This window comes from Streptomyces luteoverticillatus, assembly GCF_003970715.1.
GTDB lineage: Bacteria > Actinomycetota > Actinomycetes > Streptomycetales > Streptomycetaceae > Streptomyces > Streptomyces abikoensis.
The window spans coordinates 4192910-4211382 of the sequence record NZ_CP034587.1 but is presented as its reverse complement, the minus strand read 5'-3'; the positions used below and the strand labels follow the sequence as shown (position 1 = coordinate 4211382).

Genomic DNA, 18473 nt, shown 5'->3' with positions numbered 1-18473 from the left:
CCGTAGGAGTTGACGTAACGGCAACCGCAAGCCCGGGATGCGGCGCGGGCGGAACGCGGGGATCCTGAAGGCGTCAGGCGTTCCGTAAGGAGGACGACCATGTCCATGCTCGACAAGCTCAAGGGCCTGCTCAAGGGGCACGAGGACACCGCCCGGCAAGGCGTCGAGAAGGCCGGCGACGCGTTCGACGCGAGGACGGGGAACAAGTACCAGAGCCAGGTCGACACGGCGCAGCAGAAGCTCAACGAGCAGCTCGGCACCCAGGAGCGCAGGCCGGACGACCAGCCCTAGCCTCGCCCCCTCTCGGCACAGGCCTCACCACAACCTGTCGATCTCCCCCGGGTAGAGCCCGATCCGGGCGTCCCGGAACGAGGCGGCACCGCGCCGCCCCCGCTCGGTGAAGAAGTCCGCCAGCGTGACCTTGTCGAAGCCCGGGCGGTCGCTGGGGAAGGGAGCCTCCGGGGTGCCCCCGACGAGCACGGCGCCCTCCAGTACGCGCCAGCCGGCCCCTTCGTAGAAGCCCCGCAAGGGGCGGTCGCAGGTGAAGATTCCAAGGTCCGCACCGCTTTTCGCGATCATTTCGCGGGCGGCAGCCACGAGCTGCCGCCCGTGTCCTTTGCCCTGGTGCGCCTCGGCGGTGACGACCGAACTCAGGCCGGCCGCCCGGTAACGGACGCCTTCGTGCTCGATGTCCTTACGCAGGACATCGAGCACCGCCGCGACTTCTCCCCCCGGGGTTACCAGCAGTATCGTCAGCGGATTCAACGCGGGATCGTGCGGGATTCCTCCCAGGCCGGGCCATGCCTCTTCGCGCAACGCCTGCGCCTGTACGCGGAATTGCTCCGGAAGGTAGTCCTCCGCGTACATTCCGATATCCATTCCCGCCAGTCCTTTCGCTTCGTTCAACTGCCCTCCCTCATCAGTTGAACACACCTTCCCCACCCCCCAACTCACCGCATAGCGGATTCAATCCACCGCTCAGCGTTTACCAACAGATCAAATCCTTGTTGCGCCCCTGTCAATCTCCGGCCATCGATGGCACGCTCTCCTCAATTCGCTCCTGCACCACTCCTGACGCAACGGCGCGGCCCTTGACCAGGCTGCCCGTAACCCCCCTCTTAGGAGATCGAGTTGAGAAGCAACACCGCCACCCCCCGTAAGAACTCCCTGCGCGCCGCCGCACTTGTCGCCTCCGCCGCCATGGTGGTCATCGGCGTGCAGTCGGGCTCGGCGAACGCGTCGGCCGAAAAGGTCGCGGGCGGCCAGCAGTTGGCACTCTCCGCCGGGCAGCGGGCCGCCGCCGTCCAGGACGCGCAGGGTGGGGCCGCCTCGACCGCCGCGAAGATCGGTCTGGACGCGGACAAGGAGAAGCTGATCGTCCGTGACGTCGTGAAGGACGCCGACGGCACGACGCACACGCGCTACGAGCGCACCTACGAGGGTCTGCCGGTGCTCGGCGGCGACCTCGTCGTGCACCAGAAGAAGAACGGCGCCCGCGACGTCACCAAGGCGACCGACGCCAAGATAGCCGTGCCCAGCACCACGCCCTCCCTCGCGCCCGCCGCCGCCAAGAAGAGCGCGCTGAGCGTCGCCGCCGGGGAGAAGACCGCGAAGGCCGACGCCGACCGCGCGCCGCGCAAGGTCATCTGGGCCGCGCAGGGCAAGCCGGTCCTGGCGTACGAGACCGTGGTCACCGGCGTCCAGAAGGACGGCACGCCCAGCAAGCTCCACGTGATCACCGACGCGAACACCGGTGAGAAGCTGTTCCAGGACGAGGCCATCGAGACCGGCACCGGGACCAGCACCTACAGCGGAAACGTTTCGCTGAACACCACCAAGTCGGGTTCGGGCTACACGCTCGAGGACGGCTCGCGCGGCGGCCACAAGACGTACGACCTCAACCAGGGCACCGACGGCACCGGCGCGCTCTTCACCAACTCCAGCGACGTCTGGGGCGCGGGCCGCCAGAAGGCCGGTGTCGACGCCCACTACGGCGCGGCCGTCACCTGGGACTTCTACAAGAACGTGCTCGGCCGCACCGGCATCAAGGGCGACGGCAAGGCCGCCTACTCCCGCGTCCACTACGGCAACGGCTACGTCAACGCCTTCTGGGACGACGAGTGCTTCTGCATGACCTACGGCGACGGTGAGAACGACGCCCACCCGCTGACCTCGCTCGACGTGGCCGCCCACGAGATGAGCCACGGCGTCACCGCCGCCACCGCCAACCTCCGCTACAGCGGTGAGTCCGGCGGCCTCAACGAGGCCACCTCGGACATCTTCGGCACCGCCGCCGAGTTCTACGCCAACAACGCCGCCGACCCGGGCGACTACCTCATCGGCGAGAAGATCGACATCCGCGGCGACGGCAGCCCGCTGCGCTACATGGACAAGCCGAGCAAGGACGGCCGCTCCAAGGACTACTGGTCGTCCTCCCTGGGCAGCGTCGACGTCCACTACTCCTCCGGCCCCGCCAACCACTTCTACTACCTGCTGTCCGAGGGCAGCGGCAGCAAGGTCGTCGGTGGCGTGAGCTACAACAGCCCCACCTACGACAACTCCAAGATCACGGGCATCGGCCGGGACAAGGCCACCAAGATCTGGTACAAGGCCCTGACCACGTACTTCACCTCCACCACCAACTACAAGGCCGCCCGCACCGCCACCCTCAAGGCCACCGCGGACCTCTACGGCGCCACCAGCAACGAGTACAAGACGGTCGCCGCCACCTGGACCGCGATCAACGTGAAGTAACCCCCGCGGGCGCACCCCACCGGTGCGCCCCGACGGGTACACCCCCCAGCGCCCCCGTCGCCCCCGTGGCGGCGGGGGCGCACCCGTCGTACGGACCCGCCCTCCATACGCCCCTGCCTTCCGTACGTACCATGAAGCGTGATCGACCTCGGCTACTCCCTCTCCCGCCGTTTCCCGGACCCCCCGCAGACGGACTACCGCACCGCCGACGTGCACGCGCTGCGGCACGACCTGTTCTGCGGCGACGTCTATCTGGCCGACGTCAAGGAGGACCGGGAGCTGTCCACAGCCTGGGGATGGGTGCCGGTGCTCGACTTCGCCTGGGCGCTCTGCGACATCGTCGAGAAGGTCGACCGCGACCCCCGGGGCAGCCGCTCGGCGCAGACGCAGTTCGCCGAGCTGGACTTCACCGAGTCCACCGACTGCCTGGTCTTCGAGCGCCGCTTCGGCTGGGTGGAGGTCACGGCCGACTGGGCGCCGGACGACCCGCCGCTGACCTTCGACCACAAGGCGCTGCGCCGCGAAGCCCGCGATTTCCTTCACGATCTGATCGCGGATCTGGTGGACATGCATGACGGACTCGGCGACAACCCCGCCATCTGGGACCTGCAGAGCCGCTTCCCCCGGGTGTGAACTCGGATGTGGACGGCCTCCGCGCTTGACCTCAATCCTGGTTGAGGTTGAAGACTCGGGACCGTCCCCGTGACGATCTTCGAGGAGAGCGCCATGCACGCCATTCGTCTGCACGCCTTCGGCCCCGCCGAGAACCTGCGCCACGAGCGCGCCGAGGACCCCGTTCCCGGCCCCGGCCAGGTCCGGGTGGCCGTGGCGGCGGCGGGCGTCCACCTCGTCGACACCACCCAGCGCGCCGGGGACCCCGGCAACCCGTACGGCCTGCCCGAGCTGCCGGCCGTGCCGGGCCGGGAGGTCGCGGGCACCGTCGACGCCCTCGGCGAGGGCACCGACCCCCGCTGGCTCGGCCGGCGCGTCGTCGCCCACCTGGGCCGCACCGCCCCCGGCGGCGGCTACGCGGAGCTGGCCATCGTCGACGCCGCCAGGCTCCACGAGCTGCCGGACGGGCTCGCCGAAGACCACGCCATCGCCATGATCGGCACGGGCCGCACCGCGCTCGGCATCCTGGGCTTCACCGAGCTGGGCGAGGACGACGTCGTGGTCGTCCCGGCCGCCGCGGGCGGCATCGGCTCGCTGCTCGTGCAGTACGCCAGGAACGCGGGCGCCACCGTCGTCGGGCTGGCCGGCGGGCCAGCGAAGGTCGCGCACGTCGGCGCGCTGGGCGCCGACGTCGCCCTCGACTACGACGACCCGGAGTGGGCCGAGCGGGCCCGTACGGCCCTGTGGGGGCGCGCCGCCACGGTCGTGTTCGACGGCGTGGGCGGCGCGGTCGCGCGGGCCGCCGTCGATCTGCTGGCGCCCGGCGGGCTGCACCTGGTCTTCGGCTGGTCCGCGCGGGGCACGGTCGGCGCCGGGCCGTGGGAGCCCGAGCCGGCCTGGCTCGCCGAGCGTGGCGTCACCTCACGGAACGTGCTCGGCCCGGCCATGCTGGAACGGTTCGGCGGGGGTGAGACCGGGCTGCGGCGGCTGGAGGAACTGTCCCTGGCGGACGCCGCGGCGGGGCGCGTCGTACCGGCCGTGCAGCGCTTCCCGCTCGCCGAGGCGGCAGCCGCCCACCGGGCGCTGGAGTCGCGCGGCACGATCGGCAAGGTCGTGCTCGTCCCCTGAGTGGCGTACAGCTGCATACGCCGAAATATGCCGAACGGGCGCCCGATTCACCGTCGAGGGGCGTATGTCACCCGCCGGGCCTAGGCTGGATTGCGAGCTTCTGCACGTCGCGCACGTCGCGCACGGCGCGAGAGCACGCGAGAGCGGGTACCCATGAGCTCGAACGAGCCCCCCATAGCCGATTCCGAGGCCCCTGGCACCGACGCCGACCCCCGCCGCTGGTGGGGGCTGGTGGTGATCGCACTGGCGCAGCTGATGGTCGTGCTCGACGCGACCATCGTGAACATCGCCCTCCCCTCGGCCCAGCGCGAGCTCGGGATGACCGATGCCCACCGCCAGTGGGTCATCACCGCCTACTCGCTCGCCTTCGGCGGGCTCCTGCTGCTCGGGGGCAGGATCGCCGACCGTATCGGGCGCAAACGCACCTTCACCCTGGGGCTCGTGGGCTTCGCGGCCGCCTCCGCGCTCGGCGGCGCCGCCCACAGCCAGGGCACGCTCTACGCGGCCCGCGCCCTTCAGGGCGTCTTCGCGGCGGTGCTGGCGCCCTCGGCGCTGTCGCTGCTGACGACGACGTTCACGGATCTGCGCGAGCGCGGCAAGGCGTTCGGGATCTACGGCGCCATCGCGGGCGGCGGCGCGGCCATCGGGCTGATCACCGGTGGCCTGCTGACCGAGTACCTGGACTGGCGCTGGTGCCTGTACGTCAATGTGCCGATCGCCCTGATCGCGGTGCTCGGCGCGGTGTGGCTGCTGCACGACCACCGGCCGCCGCCGGCCGACCGGCCGAGCCTGGACCTGCCCGGGGTGCTGCTGGGCTGCGGCGGGCTCGTGGCCGTCGTCTACGCGTGCAGCGAGGCCGAACCGCACGGCTGGTCCAGCCCGTTGGTCCTCGGCCTGCTGTGCGGCGGGGTGGTGCTGCTGGCGGTCTTCGCCCGGTGGCAGACGCGGGCGCGCAGCCCGCTGCTGCCGCCGCGCGTCATCGGCGACCGCAACCGGGGTGGCGCGCTCATCACGATGGCGCTGGCGGTCGTGGGCATGTTCGGGATGTTCCTGTTCATGACCTACTACCTGCAGGTCGTGCTCGGGTACTCACCACTGCGGACCGGCCTGGCGTTTCTGCCGATGACCGGCGCGATCGTGCTCGCCTCGACGCAGCTCTCGGCGCGGCTGATGACCCGGCTGCCGCCCCGGCTGCTGATGGCGCCGGGCGCCCTGCTCGCGGCGACGGGGCTGTTCCTGCTGACGTTCCTGACCGCCGAGCCGGCCTACCCCTCGCACGTCCTGCCCTCCATGATCCTCGTGGGGCTCGGCATGGGCCTGATCTTCATGCCCGTCGTCAACGTCGCCACGTCCGGGGTGGCGCCGCGCGACTCGGGCGTCGCCTCGGCGACGGTGAACACGGCGCAACAGGTGGGGGGTTCGATCGGGACGGCGTTGCTGAACACGATCGCGACGTCGGCGAGCGCGGCGTATCTGGCGGGGCACGCGGGCGCGTCGTCGGCCGTCAAGGCCGGTGTGGTGCACGGGTTCAGCGTGGCGATCGGGTGGGGTGCGGGGATCATGCTGCTGGCGGCGCTGGTGGCGAGCGTGCTGGTCGACGCCCGGGCGCCGAACCAGCATGCTTGGCGAAGTCCGGTGCGGGTCGGCAGCGCCCCGAAGGGGCGCGGGCAGTGTCGAGATGCGGCTCCGCCGCGCGGGCGCGACCAGCCACGACGCGCCCGCGGATGACTCACCGCCCGCAGCGGAGCGCTCAGCGCACCACCCGCAGCTCGCGTGCCGTGTTGTTCAGCCTCCGTCCGGCGGTGTCCGTGCACACCACGATGTCCTCGATCCGCACCCCGAACCGTCCCGGCAGGTAGATCCCCGGCTCGATCGAGAAGCACATCCCCGGCACCAGCGGCAGGTGTTCGCCCTCCACCATGTACGGCGGCTCGTGCGTCGTGACGCCGATGCCGTGTCCCGTGCGGTGGATGAAGTACTCGCCGTAGCCGGCGCGGCGGATGACCTGGCGGGCCACGCGGTCGACGTCCTGGCAGGCCACGCCGGGGCGGACCGCCTCGAACGCGGCCTGCTGGGCCTCGCGCACCACGTCGTGGACCGTGCGCTCCTCCGCCGTCGGCTCGCCCACGTGCACCGTGCGGGTGGTGTCGGAGCCGTAGCCGTCCTTGAGGCCGCCGAAGTCCAGGACGACCATGTCGCCGTCCTCGATGACGCGATCGCCCGCCTCGTGGTGGGGGTTGGCGCCGTTGGGGCCCGATCCGACGATCGTGAAGTCGACCTGGGAGTGGCCGTGTTCCCGGAGCAGCCGGGCGAGGTCGGCGGCCACCTCGCGCTCGCGGCGCCCGGCGAAGCGCACGTCCACGATGGTCTCGTACGTGGCGTCGGCGGCCGCCCCGGCGGCGGCGAGCAGCTCGACCTCGTGGGCGTCCTTCACCGCCCGGAGCATCGGGAGGACCTCCGTGAGCGCCCCGAAGCCCGCTTCCGGGGCCGTTCGCTGGAGGGCCAGCAGGTGCAGCGCCCAGGTCGCGTCGGAGACGCCGTACCGTCCGCGCGGGTCGAGGTGCCCGGCGATGGTGGCGTACGGGTCCTCGCCGTCGACCCAGCCGGTGATCTCCAACGCGCCCGCGCCCGGTGAGTGCTGGGCGTCGGGCCGTTCCAGCTGGGGCACCACGAGCAGGGGCTTGCGGCCGGGGGCGAGCAGGAGGGCCGTGAGGCGCTCGGTGACGGCCGGGACGCGGTAGCCGCAGAGCCAGCCGAGATCGGGGCCCGGGGAGATGATCAGACCGGCCAGGCCCGCCTCGACGGCGGCCAGGACGGCGCGCTCCATGCGCGCGGCGTAGAAATCGACATCGCTCATGGGGGCAGCGTAATCCGGACGAAGGCGGTCGGCCGAGTGACCTCTACCCCACGGGTGAGAGGGTCTCCACCCCCTCTCCTCCTCAGGGTTGAGAGGCTTCCTCAACTTCCCCACCCCAGGGCCGATTTCCCCCTGATTCCCCGGAATTTTGTTGTGGACGGGGAACTTCAGTCCCTAGCGTGTTCACGTCCATACCGCACACACGAGCACACGTACACGCATGCTGTTAAGAGGTAGTTGAAGGAGCGTTATGTTCCGTCGAGTCGGGCGGTTCGCCGTCCACCGACCCTGGCTCACGATCGCCGGCTGGATCATCGCGGCCGTGGCCCTCGCCATGTTCGCACCGGCTCTGAAGTCCACCACGGACGAGACCGAGTTCCTGCCCTCGCACTACGAATCGGTGCGGGTGGGGAACCTCCAGCAGAAGGCCTTCCCGCAGACCGAACAGCCCGCCGCGATCGCGGTGTTCCAGCGCGCCGACGGCGGCAAGCTGGACGACACCGACAAGCGCGACGTCATCAAGGTCGCCGCCGGGCTCGACGGCAAGCACCACGAGAAGATAGGCAAGGTGGTCTCCGACCCCAAGGCCGTCTCCCCAACGGCGAGGTGGCCCTCGCCAACATCTACGCCACCACCAAGAACTTCAACGACGAGAAGCTGCCCGACTCGGTCAAGAAGCTGCGCGAGGACGCCAAACCGCTGCTCAGCGGCACCCATCTGAAGATGGGCATCACCGGGCAGGCGGCGACCCAGCTCGACGCGAAGGAATCGTCCACCGACACCGACACCATGGTCATGTCGGCGACGTTCCTGCTGATCATCGTGCTGCTGCTGGTCATCTTCCGCAGCCCGCTGATCGCGATCCTGCCGCTTCTGATCATCGCCGTCGTCTCGATCGTCGCCACGGGCCTGATCGGCACCGCCGCCTCCATCGGCGGGCTGAAGGCCGACTCCTCCATGTCCACGATCCTGATCGTCGTCCTCTTCGGCGTCGGCACCGACTACATCCTGTTCCTGCTCTTCCGCTACCGCGAGCACCTGCGCCGGGGCCAGGAGCCCAAGGAGGCCCTCGTCGAGGCCGTGGCCCGGGTCGGCGAGACCATCGCCTCGGCCGCCGGGGCCGTCATCGTCGCCTTCACCGCCCTGCTGCTCTCCACGCTGGGCATGATGCGGGCGATGGGCCCTTCCCTGGCCATCTCCGTGGGCGTCACCCTCGTCGCGGCGCTCACGCTCGTCCCCGCCGTCTTCTCGCTCCTCGGGCGCGCCGCGTTCTGGCCGTCGAAGGCCTGGCGCAAGGAGCCCCGGAACCGCTTCGCGAACGGCGTCGGCGGGCTGGTCGCCCACCGTCCCGGCGTGGTCGCCGTGCTGTCCACCGCCGTCCTCGCGCTCCTCGCCGTGGGCGCGTTCAGCATGAAGCCCCAGTTCGACACCAGCAGCCAGATGCCGCAGAAGCTGGAGTCCGTCCAGGCCATGAAGGACCTCCAGCGGGGCTTCTCCGCCGGCCAGTCCGACCCGGCCATGGTCTACCTCAGCTCCACCAACGGCACCCGCCTCGACCAGGCCGCGCTGGAGACCTTCCGCGGGAAGCTCGCCGCCGTCGACGGCGTCGGCACGGCCGCGCCCGCCGTCGTCAACGGCGACGGCACCGTCGCCCAGTACAGCGTGATCCTCAAGTACGCGCCCAGCGCCGACGAGGCCATCGACCTCGCGGGCGGCGAACTGCGCGAGGCGGCCCACGGGGCGGCCCCCGCCGGCACCGAGGCCCTCGTCGGCGGCACCTCCGCCGTCCTCGCCGACATCGAGGACGCCGTGGGCCACGACTACCGGGTCGTCTTCCCCGCCGCCGGGCTCGCCATCATGATCATCCTCGGCCTGCTGCTCCGCAGCCTGGTCGCGCCCTGGTACATGATGCTCGCCGTGGCCCTCGGCTTCGGCGCCACCCTGGGCTCCACCGTCTGGCTCTTCCAGGACCTCAAGGGCGAGCCGGGCCTGCTCTTCATGCTGCCGGTGATCGTCTATCTCTTCGTGGTCGCGCTCGGCACCGACTACAACATCCTGATGATCGCCCGGCTGCGCGAGGAGGTCCGCCACGGCGTCCCGCCCAAGGAGGCCATCCGCACGGCCGTGGCCCAGTCCACCCCGACCGTCGCCTCCGCCGCGATCATCCTCGCCGGCACCTTCGGCGTGCTGGTCCTCGCCGACAACTCCATGCTCCAGCAGATGGGCTTCGCCGTCGGCTTCGGCATCCTGCTCACCGCCTTCGTGATGGCGATGCTCCTGGTGCCCACCGTCACCTCCCTGCTGGGCCACAAGGCATGGTGGCCGGGCCACCAGGACTCGCCCCAGGAGACGCCGGCCGGAGCCCGGCCCGTCGACGACCGGGTGACCCACCGGAGCTGACCCACCGGCCCCACAACGCGGAAGACCGCGGGCCCCCTCGGGGGCCCGCGGTCTTCCGCGTTCTTCACAAGAGCCGCCTGTCGGACTCGAACCGACGACCTTCGCTTTACAAGAGCGGTGCTCTACCAGCTGAGCTAAGGCGGCATGCGAGACGCAGTCTACCCACAACGACTTCGTGACCCGCCACCTGCTGACAACGGCTCCCGGCCCCGGTAGCGTCACGGGAAACCCAGCCCGATTGGACTGGACCACTCCCTCTACTCGGATCGTCCGGCACGTTCCTGCCGGTGAAGGGATCACATCACCATGGCCACGGTCACGTACGACAAAGCCACCCGGATCTACCCGGGCGCCGACAAGCCCGCCGTCGACCAGCTCGACATCGCCATCGAGGACGGGGAGTTCCTGGTCCTCGTCGGCCCCTCCGGCTGCGGCAAGTCCACCTCCCTGCGGATGCTGGCGGGGCTCGAGGACGTCAACGGCGGCGCGATCCGCATCGGCGACCGGGACGTCACCCACCTGCCGCCCAAGGACCGGGACATCGCCATGGTGTTCCAGAACTACGCGCTCTACCCGCACATGACCGTGGCCGACAACATGGGCTTCGCCCTGAAGATCGCGGGCGTGCCGAAGGCGGAGATCCGCCAGAAGGTCGAGGACGCCGCGCGCATCCTGGACCTCACCGAGTACCTGGGCCGCAAGCCCAAGGCCCTCTCCGGCGGCCAGCGCCAGCGCGTGGCCATGGGTCGCGCCATCGTCCGCGAGCCTCAGGTCTTCCTCATGGACGAGCCGCTGTCCAACCTCGACGCCAAGCTGCGCGTCCAGACCCGGACCCAGATCGCGAGCCTCCAGCGCCGCCTCGGCATCACCACCGTCTACGTCACCCACGACCAGGTCGAGGCCATGACCATGGGCGACCGCGTCGCGGTGCTCAAGGACGGCCTGCTCCAGCAGATCGACTCCCCGCGCAACATGTACGACCGGCCGGCCAACCTCTTCGTCGCGGGCTTCATCGGCTCCCCCGCGATGAACCTCGTCGAGGTGCCGATCACCGACGGCGGAGTGAAGTTCGGCTCCGACGTCGTGCCCGTGCCCCGCGAGGCGCTGACGGCCGCCGCCGACAAGGGCGACCGCACGGTCACCGTGGGCGTCCGGCCCGAGCACTTCGACGTCGTCGAGCGGCCCGAGGGCAGGACCGACGAGCCCGGCGGCGTCGCCGTGACCGTCAACGTCGTCGAGGAGCTCGGCGCCGACGGCTACGTCTACGGCACCGCGGAGGTCGGCGGCGAGCGGAAGGACATCGTGGTCCGCGTCAACGGCCGCCGCGTGCCCGAGAAGGGCTCCGTGCTCCACGTCGTGCCGCGCACCGGCGAACTGCACGTGTTCTCCACCTCCAGCGGCGAGCGCATCGGCGACTGAGCGTAACCGAGGAGGCGCGCCTCGCGTTCGGGTCCACGCGGACCCGGACGCGGGGTGCGCCCCGGCGGCAAATACCCCGGCACACCACGCATTTCGAGCTCCGTACGTCAACTCAACCGTCATTCCGATAACCATCGACATCCCCCGACCGGGTGACTAAATGGAGCGGCTTCATTACGCCTCGCTACCATCTGCGGCATGAACCAGGCCGCCCGCCGCATCGGCAGAACCCTCGCTCTCGTCCTCCCGGTCGTTCTCGTGCTCTCGGGGACTCTCGCGGTGACCCGCGTTCCCTGGGCGGCGCCGACCGCCGAGTCGCAGGTCCTCACCGCGTCCTCCGACAACGCCTCGACCGTCGCCAAGGCCCGCGCGCCGCACGAGGTGCTGCGCGACAAGCTGCTGCTGGAGCTCCAGGAGAAGAACCCCGGCGCCGCCCTCACGCACCTTCAGGAGGCGACCAACGGCCGCCCCTCGCTGGCTCAGCACTGCATGGCGATCGCCCGTGCGCTGGGTGAGGCCGCGCGCAAGAAGTACGGCGAGCGCAAGGCCCAGTCCTTCGCCCGCCCCGTCTGCGACACGGCCTTCGCCGCCGGCGTCCAGAGCCACTGACCGCCCCCACCGCCGGCCGCACCTCTCCTGGCGGCACCGCATATCGTGCGGAGCATGACCGGCACGCAGCACAGCCCGTACCCGACACAAGCCGTGATCCTGGCCGGCGGCCAGGGTTCGCGGCTCCGTCCGTACACCGACGACCGTCCCAAGCCGATGGTCGAGATCCCCGGCACGGGGGTCCCGATCATCGGCCATCAACTCGCCTGGCTGGCCGCCGAGGGCGTCACCGACGCCGTGGTCTCGTGCGGCCATTTGGCGCGTGTCCTGGAGGACTGGCTCGCCACGGCCGAACTGCCGCTGCGGGTCACGACGGTCGTCGAGCCCGAACCCCTCGGCCGGGGCGGCGGCCTGCGGCACGCGGCCGCCTCCCTGCCCCGCCCCGACGAGCCCTGGTACGCCACCAACGGTGACATCTGGACCCGGTTCTCGCTGCGCGAGATGGCCGCCTTCCACCATGAGCGGGACGCCACGGCGACGCTCGCGCTGGCGCGGCCGCGCATTCCCTGGGGCGCGGTGAAGACCGACGAGTTCGGCCACGTCCTCGACTTCGTCGAGGCCCCGCCCTCGCCGTATCTGATCAACGCCGGCGTCTACGTCTTCTCGCCCGCCTTCACGGCCCTGCTGCCCGAGCGCGGCGACCACGAGCGCACCACGTTCCCGCGCCTGGCGCGCGAACGCCGCCTCGCCGGCTTCCCGCTGCCGCAGGGGGCGTACTGGCGGGCGATCGACACGGCGAAGGACCTCGCGGAAGCCGCGAAGGAACTGGCGCGCTGAGCGCCCCGCCAGGGGCGCGGGGAACTGCGCGACCAGCCCCCACCGGCCCGCGGTGAACCGACCACGCTGCGCGTCATCTGCCGGCGCGTCGTGGCTGGTCGCGCAGTTCCCCGCGCCCCTTCGGGCGCGAAGACGGTCCCGCACCCTGTCGGGTGCGGGACCGTCTTCGCGTGAGGCAGCTGGCTACCCGAGGAGCCCCCCAAGGGCTCCGCCGCCGGAGGAGCCGCCCGAGCCACTGGAGGACCCGCCGGAGCCGCCACCCGTGGAGCTGCCCGTCGTCGCACCCGACGAGCTGTGCTGCGGGGCCGCCGGAGCCGGCGCCTGGTGGGGGGACTGCGGCGCCGGGCGGACACTGCCCGCGCTCCCGCTGGACTGCCCCGCGCCGCCCGCCGACGCCGTGGGCGCGTGGACCGTGCCGGCCGGCGCGGACGGCGTGGCCCCGGGGGTGGGCGTCTTCCGGTTGGACGGGCTGGGCTTCGGCGTGCCCGAGGCCGCCGGGCCGTGCGAGCCGCGCGGCGAGGACGACGAGGGCCGCTGCGGCAGCGGCGAACCCTGGAGGCTGTTGGACGGCGGGGGCGGGGTGCCCGGCGTCTCGGCGACCCTGGAGGAGCGCACGGCCCCGCCCAGCATCGACCCGGTGAGCAGGGAGATCCCGATGAGCACCGTCGCCATGACCGTGCCCCGGCGCAGCACGCGCCGCCGCAGCGCCCAGAGCTCGGCGCGCGGCCCGAGCCGCCGCCAGGCCTCGCCGGCGAGCCGGCCGTCGACGGAGTAGAAGGGCGCCCCGGCGATCACCAGGGGGCTCCAGGCGGCCAGGTAGATGATGTCGGGCGCGCCGTAGACCGGGGTGGACCGCCAGCTGACCGTGACGAGGAGGATCACGGAGAGCAGCACGCCGACGGCGGCGGCGAGCCGCTGCCAGAGGCCGAAGATGGTGAGGACGCCGATGACGACCTGCGCGAAGGCGACGCTCAGGCCGGCGCCGACGGGGTGGGCGAGGGCCAGCTCGCGCAGGGGCTCGGCGGCGGCCCAGGGGTGGAGCTGGTGGAGCCACTCGACCAGGGAGCCGCGCTTGCCGCCGTCGAAGTAGACGGGGTCGCAGAGCTTGGTCATCCCGCCGTAGACGGAGATGAGGCCGAGGAAGACGCGCAGGGGCAGGAGGACGACGCCGAGGTTCATCCGGCGCCCGGGGTAATAGGCGTGGCGGACGGAGTCGCCCTGGCGGGCGCGCCGGAGCTCGTCCTCGTCGGCGTCCTGCTCGTCGGCGAAGTCGTCGAGGTCGCCGAGATCGTCGGGGTGGCCGGCGTCCTCGTCGAAGGCGCTGTGGGCGGGGCGCATGCCGTGGAGGAGCCGGGTCGGCGGCCCGCCGTGCTCCTCGGCGGGCCCGCGCGGGCCGATCACCGTGGCCGGGGCGTCCTCGACGCTGACGCGCGGCAGCACCTGGGTGACGCCCGCGTCCCCGCCGCCGACCGTGGGCAGCGGGGCGGTGAGGCCGCCGGAGTCGCGGACGGCCTGGAGGAGCTGGGTGGAGGCGGAGTCTCCCGGCCCGGTCCGCCCGCTCCACACCACGGGGGCGCGGCGCTTGGCCCCGGCGCTCTTGGCGGCGGGCATCCGCGCCGTGTCCACTCCCCCGGCGAACTGCCGGGCTGCGCGCGGGGGCCGGGCGAGCTGCACCCGGAAGCTCAGATGGTTGACGATGACCTGCGCGGGGTCGGACGGGACCTTCACCGTACTCAGCGCGGGCTGGTCGTCGTACCCGGAAGAGCTTCCCCCCGTAGGTGTGCGGGGTGTTCTGGTGTCCACACTCATCTAACCGAGTGACCGGAGGTTAGGACACTGCCTTGACCGGTTGGATGTGTCCAGGACCCGTCAATATCTTCAGCAGAACGCGCGGCGGCCGGGGAGGAGACTCCCCGGCCGCCGCGCGGTCACTGGTCTCAGGCGCGGCGGCGCGCCGCCTCGTAGAGCACGACGCCCGCGGCGACACCGGCGTTCAGCGACTCGGCGCCGCCCGGCATCGGGATGCGCACGCGGAAGTCGCAGGTCTCGCCGACGAGGCGGGAGAGGCCCTTGCCCTCGCTGCCGACGACGATGACGACCGGGCCCTCCAGGGCGTCCAGCTCGTGGAGCTCGGTCTCGCCGTCCGCCGCGAGGCCGACGACCATCAGGCCCTCCTTCTGGTACGCCTCGAGCATCCGCGTCATGTTGGTGGCGCGGGCGACGGGCGTCCGGGCGGCGGTGCCGGCGGAGGTCTTCCAGGCGCTGGCGGTCATACCGGCCGCGCGGCGCTCGGGGACGACCACGCCGTGGCCGCCGAAGGCGGAGACGGAGCGGACGACGGCGCCGAGGTTGCGCGGGTCGGTGATGCCGTCGAGGGCGACGATCAGCGGGTCCTCGCCGTTGTCGGCGGCGTGCGCCGTCAGGTCCTCGGGGTGGGCGTAGTCGTACGGGGGCACCGAGAGGACCAGGCCCTGGTGGTTCAGGCCGTTGGTCATGCGGTCCAGCTCCGGACGCGGGGCCTCCATGAGGTTGAGGCCCTTCTCCGTGGCGAGCTGGATGGCCTCGCGCACGCGCTCGTCGCTGTCGACGAACTGCTGGACGTAGAGCGTGTTCGCGGGCACGCCCTCGCGCAGCGCCTCGACGACCGAGTTGCGGCCGACGACGAGCTCGTTGGTGCCCTTGGGGCCGCCGCGGCGCGGGGCCGGGCGGCGGGCGGCCTGCTTGGCCTGGGCGTTGGCCACGCGGTTCTTCTTGTGGCCCTTGCGCATGCTCGCGGGCGGGGTCGGGCCCTTGCCCTCCAGGCCCCGGCGCCGCTGGCCGCCGCTGCCGACCGTCGCGCCCTTCTTGTTGGACGTGCGACGGTTCCTGCGCTGGCTGTTGCCGGCCATGGGGGTCACCTGACTCTTTCTTCCGCTGCCCTCGCACCGCTCGCCCTGGCGGGCCTCACGGGCTTCGGACAGCTGCGCCGGACTCCGTCCGGCGGCTGCCTACCTACTACGTACGTACGAAAAGTGTCCCTCAGGACAGGGTCCAGCGGGGGCCGGAAGGGGTGTCCTCGATCGCGAGGCCGGTCTGCTGGAGCTGGTCGCGGATGGCGTCGGCCGTGGCGTAGTCCTTCCGCGCCCGGGCGCCCTCGCGCTGCTCCAGAACCATCCTGACCAGGGAGTCCACCACGCCGTGGAGATCGTCCCCGCGACCGGTGCCGGTGCCGGCCCAATGCTCGTCGAGGGGGTCCAGGCCCAGGACGCCGAGCATGGCGCGGACCTCGGCCAGCCGGGCGACGGCCGACTCCTTGTCGTCGGCGGTCAGGGCCGAGTTGCCCTGCCGGACGGTGGTGTGGACGATCGCCAGCGCCTGCGGCACACCGAAGTCGTCGTCCATGGCCTCCGCGAACGCGAGCGGCACCTCGGCCGACGGCTCGACGGGCCCGGCGAGCTCCACGACACGCTGCATGAAGCCCTCGATGCGGGCGAAGGCCGCCTCGGCCTCACGCAGGGCCTCCGGGCTGTACTCGATCATCGAGCGGTAGTGCGGGGTCCCCAGGTAGTAGCGCAGCACGATCGGGCGCCACTGCTTGAGCATCTCGGAGACGAGGACGGAGTTGCCGAGCGACTTGGCCATCTTCTCGCCGCTGATGGTCACCCACGCGTTGTGGAGCCAGTACGCGGCGAAGTCGTCGCCGAAGGCCTTGGCCTGGGCGATCTCGTTCTCGTGGTGCGGGAAGATCAGGTCCAGGCCGCCGCCGTGGATGTCGAACGACTCGCCCAGGTACTTGTGCGCCATGGCCGAGCACTCCAGGTGCCAGCCCGGGCGGCCGCGGCCCCAGGGGGTTTCCCAGCTGGGCTCGCCCTCCTTGGCGGCCTTCCACATGGCGAAGTCACGCGGGTCGCGCTTGCCGGTCTCGCCCTCGCCGGAGGGCTGCAGCAGATTGTCCAGCTCCTGGTTGGAGAGCTGGAGGTAGCCGGGGAAGGAGCGCACGTCGAAGTAGACGTTGCCGTCGGCGGCGTACGCGTGGCCGCGCTCGATCAGGCCGCGCATCATCTCGACCATCTCGGTCACGTGACCGGTGGCGCGGGGCTCGACCGTCGGGGGCAGGCAGCCGAGGGCGGTGTAGCCGTCGTTGAAGGCGCGCTCGTTGGCGTAGCCGATCGACCACCACGGGCGGCCCTGCTCGGCGGCCTTGGTGAGGATCTTGTCGTCGATGTCGGTGACGTTGCGCACGAACGTGACGTCGTAGCCGCGGTAGGCGAACCAGCGGCGCATGATGTCGAAATTCAGGCCCGAGCGGATGTGCCCGATATGCGGAGCGGCCTGTACGGTCGCACCGCAGAGGTAGATCGAGACACAGCCCGGAACGAGCGGGGAGAAGTCACGGATCTGCCGGGCGCTGGTGTCGTACAGGCGAATGCTCACGGAACCAGGGTAGTGGGCCCGAGGGGGTGCATCGCCCCTGGCGGCACGGGCTGACTCGATAACGGGTACGAGCCCGGACGCCTACTGCGGCGGAGCGACAGGTTCCGCGGAACCGGTGGCGGGTCTTTGACCTCTCCTTACTATCTGCACATGATAGGGGGCCGCGTGGTAGCTTCCCCGGCGGTCACGCCTTCCCGGCCAGGCCTCCGATAAAACCAGCGAAATCCGGACACAGGACTCAGGAGGGACGTTGACGTCCTCCGTGACGGTGCAGCAGCGGCAGAAAGAACGTCCCGCCTCACCACCCCCGCGAATAGCACCCAAGGGGAGACTCGCCGCACTGGATGGCCTGCGTCTGCTCGCCGCCCTCATGGTCGTGCTCTACCACTACATCGCCTTCAACAGCGCCGCCTGGTCCAAACCGGCGACCGAGCGCTTCCCGGTGGCGTACGTGCCCGCGTCCTACGGTTGGCTGGGCGTCCAGCTCTTCTTCCTCATCAGTGGCTTCGTCATCTGTATGAGCGCCTGGGGCAGAGACATCGGTGATTTCGCGGTCTCGCGCGTCACCCGGCTCTACCCCGCCTACTGGTTCGCGGTGCTCGCCGCGACGGTCGTCGTCTCCATCTGGCCCGTGAACGGCGTCGGGCCGTCGCTGAGCGACGTCGCGGTCAACCTCACGATGTTCCACGAGCCGATGAAGGCCGCGCCCGCCGACGGCGTCTACTGGACGCTGTGGGTGGAGATCCGCTTCTACCTGCTCTTCGCGCTGCTGATCGCCTGGAAGGGGCTGACCTACCGGCGCGTCGTCGGCTTCTGCGTGGTCTGGGCCATGGCCGCCGCCGTCGCGGCGGGGCTCGACGTCGACGCGCTGGACGCCGTGCTGATGCCGAACGACTGCTGGTTCTTCATCGCCGGCATGGCGTTCTACCTGATGTACCGCTACGGCCCCAACATGCTGCTGTGGGGCATCGTCGCCGCGACCTTCCTGGCCGGCCAGCACTTCGCGTTCAACACCCACCACAACGTCCAGAAGTACGTCGGGCACAAGCTCCCCCTCTGGCCCACGGTGATGCTGCTCGCCCTCTTCTACGCGGCGATCGCGGCGGTGGCGCTCGGCAAGACCAGCAGGATCAACTGGCGCTGGCTGCCGACGGCGGGCGCGCTGACGTACCCGCTCTACCTGCTGCACGAGCGCATCGGCTGGACGGTCATCAAGGAATTCGAGAACGACATCTCGCGCTACGTTCTCGTCCCCGCCCTCGTCGTGCTGATGATGGTGGCCTCCTGGCTGCTGCACCGCTATCTGGAGCGCCCGCTCGCCCGCGTGCTCAAACGCGGCATGACGAAGGCGCTCGCGGACATGCGCACGCCACGCGAGCGCGTCTGACGACGACTGACGCCACCTGACGGCGGTCCCCCGGTCACCCGGGGGGCCGCCGTTGGTCCTTTCGGGGGACCCGCCCCGGGCATCGGGCGGAAACCCGGAGGCCGGCGGGCCCCTGGT

General features: G+C 71.2%; 16 protein-coding genes and 1 tRNA gene. 11 read left to right on the top strand and 6 right to left on the bottom strand.

What is annotated here, in order from left to right; all coding sequences use genetic code 11:
- The first annotated feature begins 99 nt into the window (after positions 1 to 99).
- A complete protein-coding gene (locus tag EKH77_RS18690; protein ID WP_126915478.1) occupies positions 100 to 291 on the top strand; it encodes an antitoxin in 192 nt (63 codons plus the stop codon).
- A gap of 24 nt (positions 292 to 315) precedes the next feature.
- Here the strand turns inward: EKH77_RS18690 and EKH77_RS18685 are convergent, their stop codons facing one another.
- Positions 316 to 906 (bottom strand): GNAT family N-acetyltransferase, encoded by a 591-nt coding sequence (locus EKH77_RS18685; protein ID WP_240667416.1) that lies wholly within the window; start codon positions 904 to 906, stop codon positions 316 to 318.
- 294 nt (positions 907 to 1200) lie between these two features.
- Between EKH77_RS18685 and EKH77_RS18680 the strand changes: the two genes are divergently transcribed.
- The 4 genes from EKH77_RS18680 (at position 1201) to EKH77_RS18665 (ending at position 6222) form a co-directional block, all read left to right on the top strand.
- Positions 1201 to 2754, top strand: a complete 1554-nt coding sequence (locus tag EKH77_RS18680; RefSeq protein WP_206280032.1) for a M4 family metallopeptidase — start codon at positions 1201 to 1203, stop codon at positions 2752 to 2754.
- A gap of 138 nt (positions 2755 to 2892) precedes the next feature.
- Complete coding sequence (locus EKH77_RS18675) at positions 2893 to 3387, top strand: hypothetical protein (RefSeq protein WP_126915476.1); 495 nt, start codon at positions 2893 to 2895, stop codon at positions 3385 to 3387.
- A 93-nt stretch (positions 3388 to 3480) separates the two neighbouring features.
- Positions 3481 to 4494, top strand: a complete 1014-nt coding sequence (locus EKH77_RS18670) for a zinc-binding dehydrogenase (protein ID WP_126915475.1) — start codon at positions 3481 to 3483, stop codon at positions 4492 to 4494.
- A gap of 153 nt (positions 4495 to 4647) precedes the next feature.
- The gene (locus EKH77_RS18665; protein ID WP_126915474.1) at positions 4648 to 6222 is read left to right on the top strand and encodes an MFS transporter; all 1575 of its coding nucleotides are present in this window, start codon (positions 4648 to 4650) and stop codon (positions 6220 to 6222) included.
- Positions 6223 to 6244: 22 nt separating this feature from the next.
- Here the strand turns inward: EKH77_RS18665 and EKH77_RS18660 are convergent, their stop codons facing one another.
- A complete protein-coding gene (locus EKH77_RS18660) occupies positions 6245 to 7351 on the bottom strand; it encodes an aminopeptidase P family protein (protein ID WP_126915473.1) in 1107 nt (368 codons plus the stop codon).
- A gap of 250 nt (positions 7352 to 7601) precedes the next feature.
- On the opposite strand from EKH77_RS18660, the gene EKH77_RS33825 reads away from it, so the two are divergent.
- On the top strand, positions 7602 to 8072 hold the full coding sequence (locus EKH77_RS33825) for a hypothetical protein (protein WP_240667415.1): 471 nt from the start codon (positions 7602 to 7604) through the stop codon (positions 8070 to 8072).
- Positions 7958 to 9751 (top strand): MMPL family transporter, encoded by a 1794-nt coding sequence (locus tag EKH77_RS18655; protein ID WP_240667414.1) that lies wholly within the window; start codon positions 7958 to 7960, stop codon positions 9749 to 9751. Before EKH77_RS33825 ends, EKH77_RS18655 begins: the two co-directional genes overlap by 115 nt.
- 71 nt (positions 9752 to 9822) lie before the next feature.
- Here EKH77_RS18655 and EKH77_RS18650 read toward each other — a convergent pair.
- Positions 9823 to 9895: transfer RNA gene (locus EKH77_RS18650), tRNA-Thr, on the bottom strand.
- Positions 9896 to 10057: 162 nt separating this feature from the next.
- On the opposite strand from EKH77_RS18650, the gene EKH77_RS18645 reads away from it, so the two are divergent.
- The 3 genes from EKH77_RS18645 (at position 10058) to EKH77_RS18635 (ending at position 12556) form a co-directional block, all read left to right on the top strand.
- On the top strand, positions 10058 to 11170 hold the full coding sequence (locus tag EKH77_RS18645) for an ABC transporter ATP-binding protein (protein ID WP_126915472.1): 1113 nt from the start codon (positions 10058 to 10060) through the stop codon (positions 11168 to 11170).
- A gap of 198 nt (positions 11171 to 11368) precedes the next feature.
- Positions 11369 to 11779, top strand: a complete 411-nt coding sequence (locus EKH77_RS18640) for a hypothetical protein (protein ID WP_126915471.1) — start codon at positions 11369 to 11371, stop codon at positions 11777 to 11779.
- Positions 11780 to 11833: 54 nt separating this feature from the next.
- Entirely contained in the window at positions 11834 to 12556 is a 723-nt protein-coding gene (locus EKH77_RS18635; protein WP_126915470.1) for a nucleotidyltransferase family protein, read from the top strand.
- 183 nt (positions 12557 to 12739) lie between these two features.
- On the opposite strand, the gene EKH77_RS18630 is transcribed toward EKH77_RS18635, so the two are convergent.
- From EKH77_RS18630 to cysS, 3 genes are all read right to left on the bottom strand, one after another.
- Positions 12740 to 14365, bottom strand: coding sequence for a DoxX family protein (locus EKH77_RS18630; RefSeq protein WP_126915469.1), 1626 nt, complete (start codon positions 14363 to 14365; stop codon positions 12740 to 12742).
- A gap of 128 nt (positions 14366 to 14493) precedes the next feature.
- Positions 14494 to 15444, bottom strand: coding sequence for a 23S rRNA (guanosine(2251)-2'-O)-methyltransferase RlmB (gene rlmB, locus EKH77_RS18625; protein WP_126915468.1), 951 nt, complete (start codon positions 15442 to 15444; stop codon positions 14494 to 14496).
- Between the two features lie 130 nt (positions 15445 to 15574).
- The gene (cysS, locus tag EKH77_RS18620; protein ID WP_126915467.1) at positions 15575 to 16969 is read right to left on the bottom strand and encodes a cysteine--tRNA ligase; all 1395 of its coding nucleotides are present in this window, start codon (positions 16967 to 16969) and stop codon (positions 15575 to 15577) included.
- A gap of 250 nt (positions 16970 to 17219) precedes the next feature.
- Here cysS and EKH77_RS18615 point away from each other — a divergent pair, with 250 nt between their 5' ends.
- The gene (locus EKH77_RS18615; protein ID WP_126915466.1) at positions 17220 to 18356 is read left to right on the top strand and encodes an acyltransferase family protein; all 1137 of its coding nucleotides are present in this window, start codon (positions 17220 to 17222) and stop codon (positions 18354 to 18356) included.
- Positions 18357 to 18473: the final 117 nt, after the last annotated feature.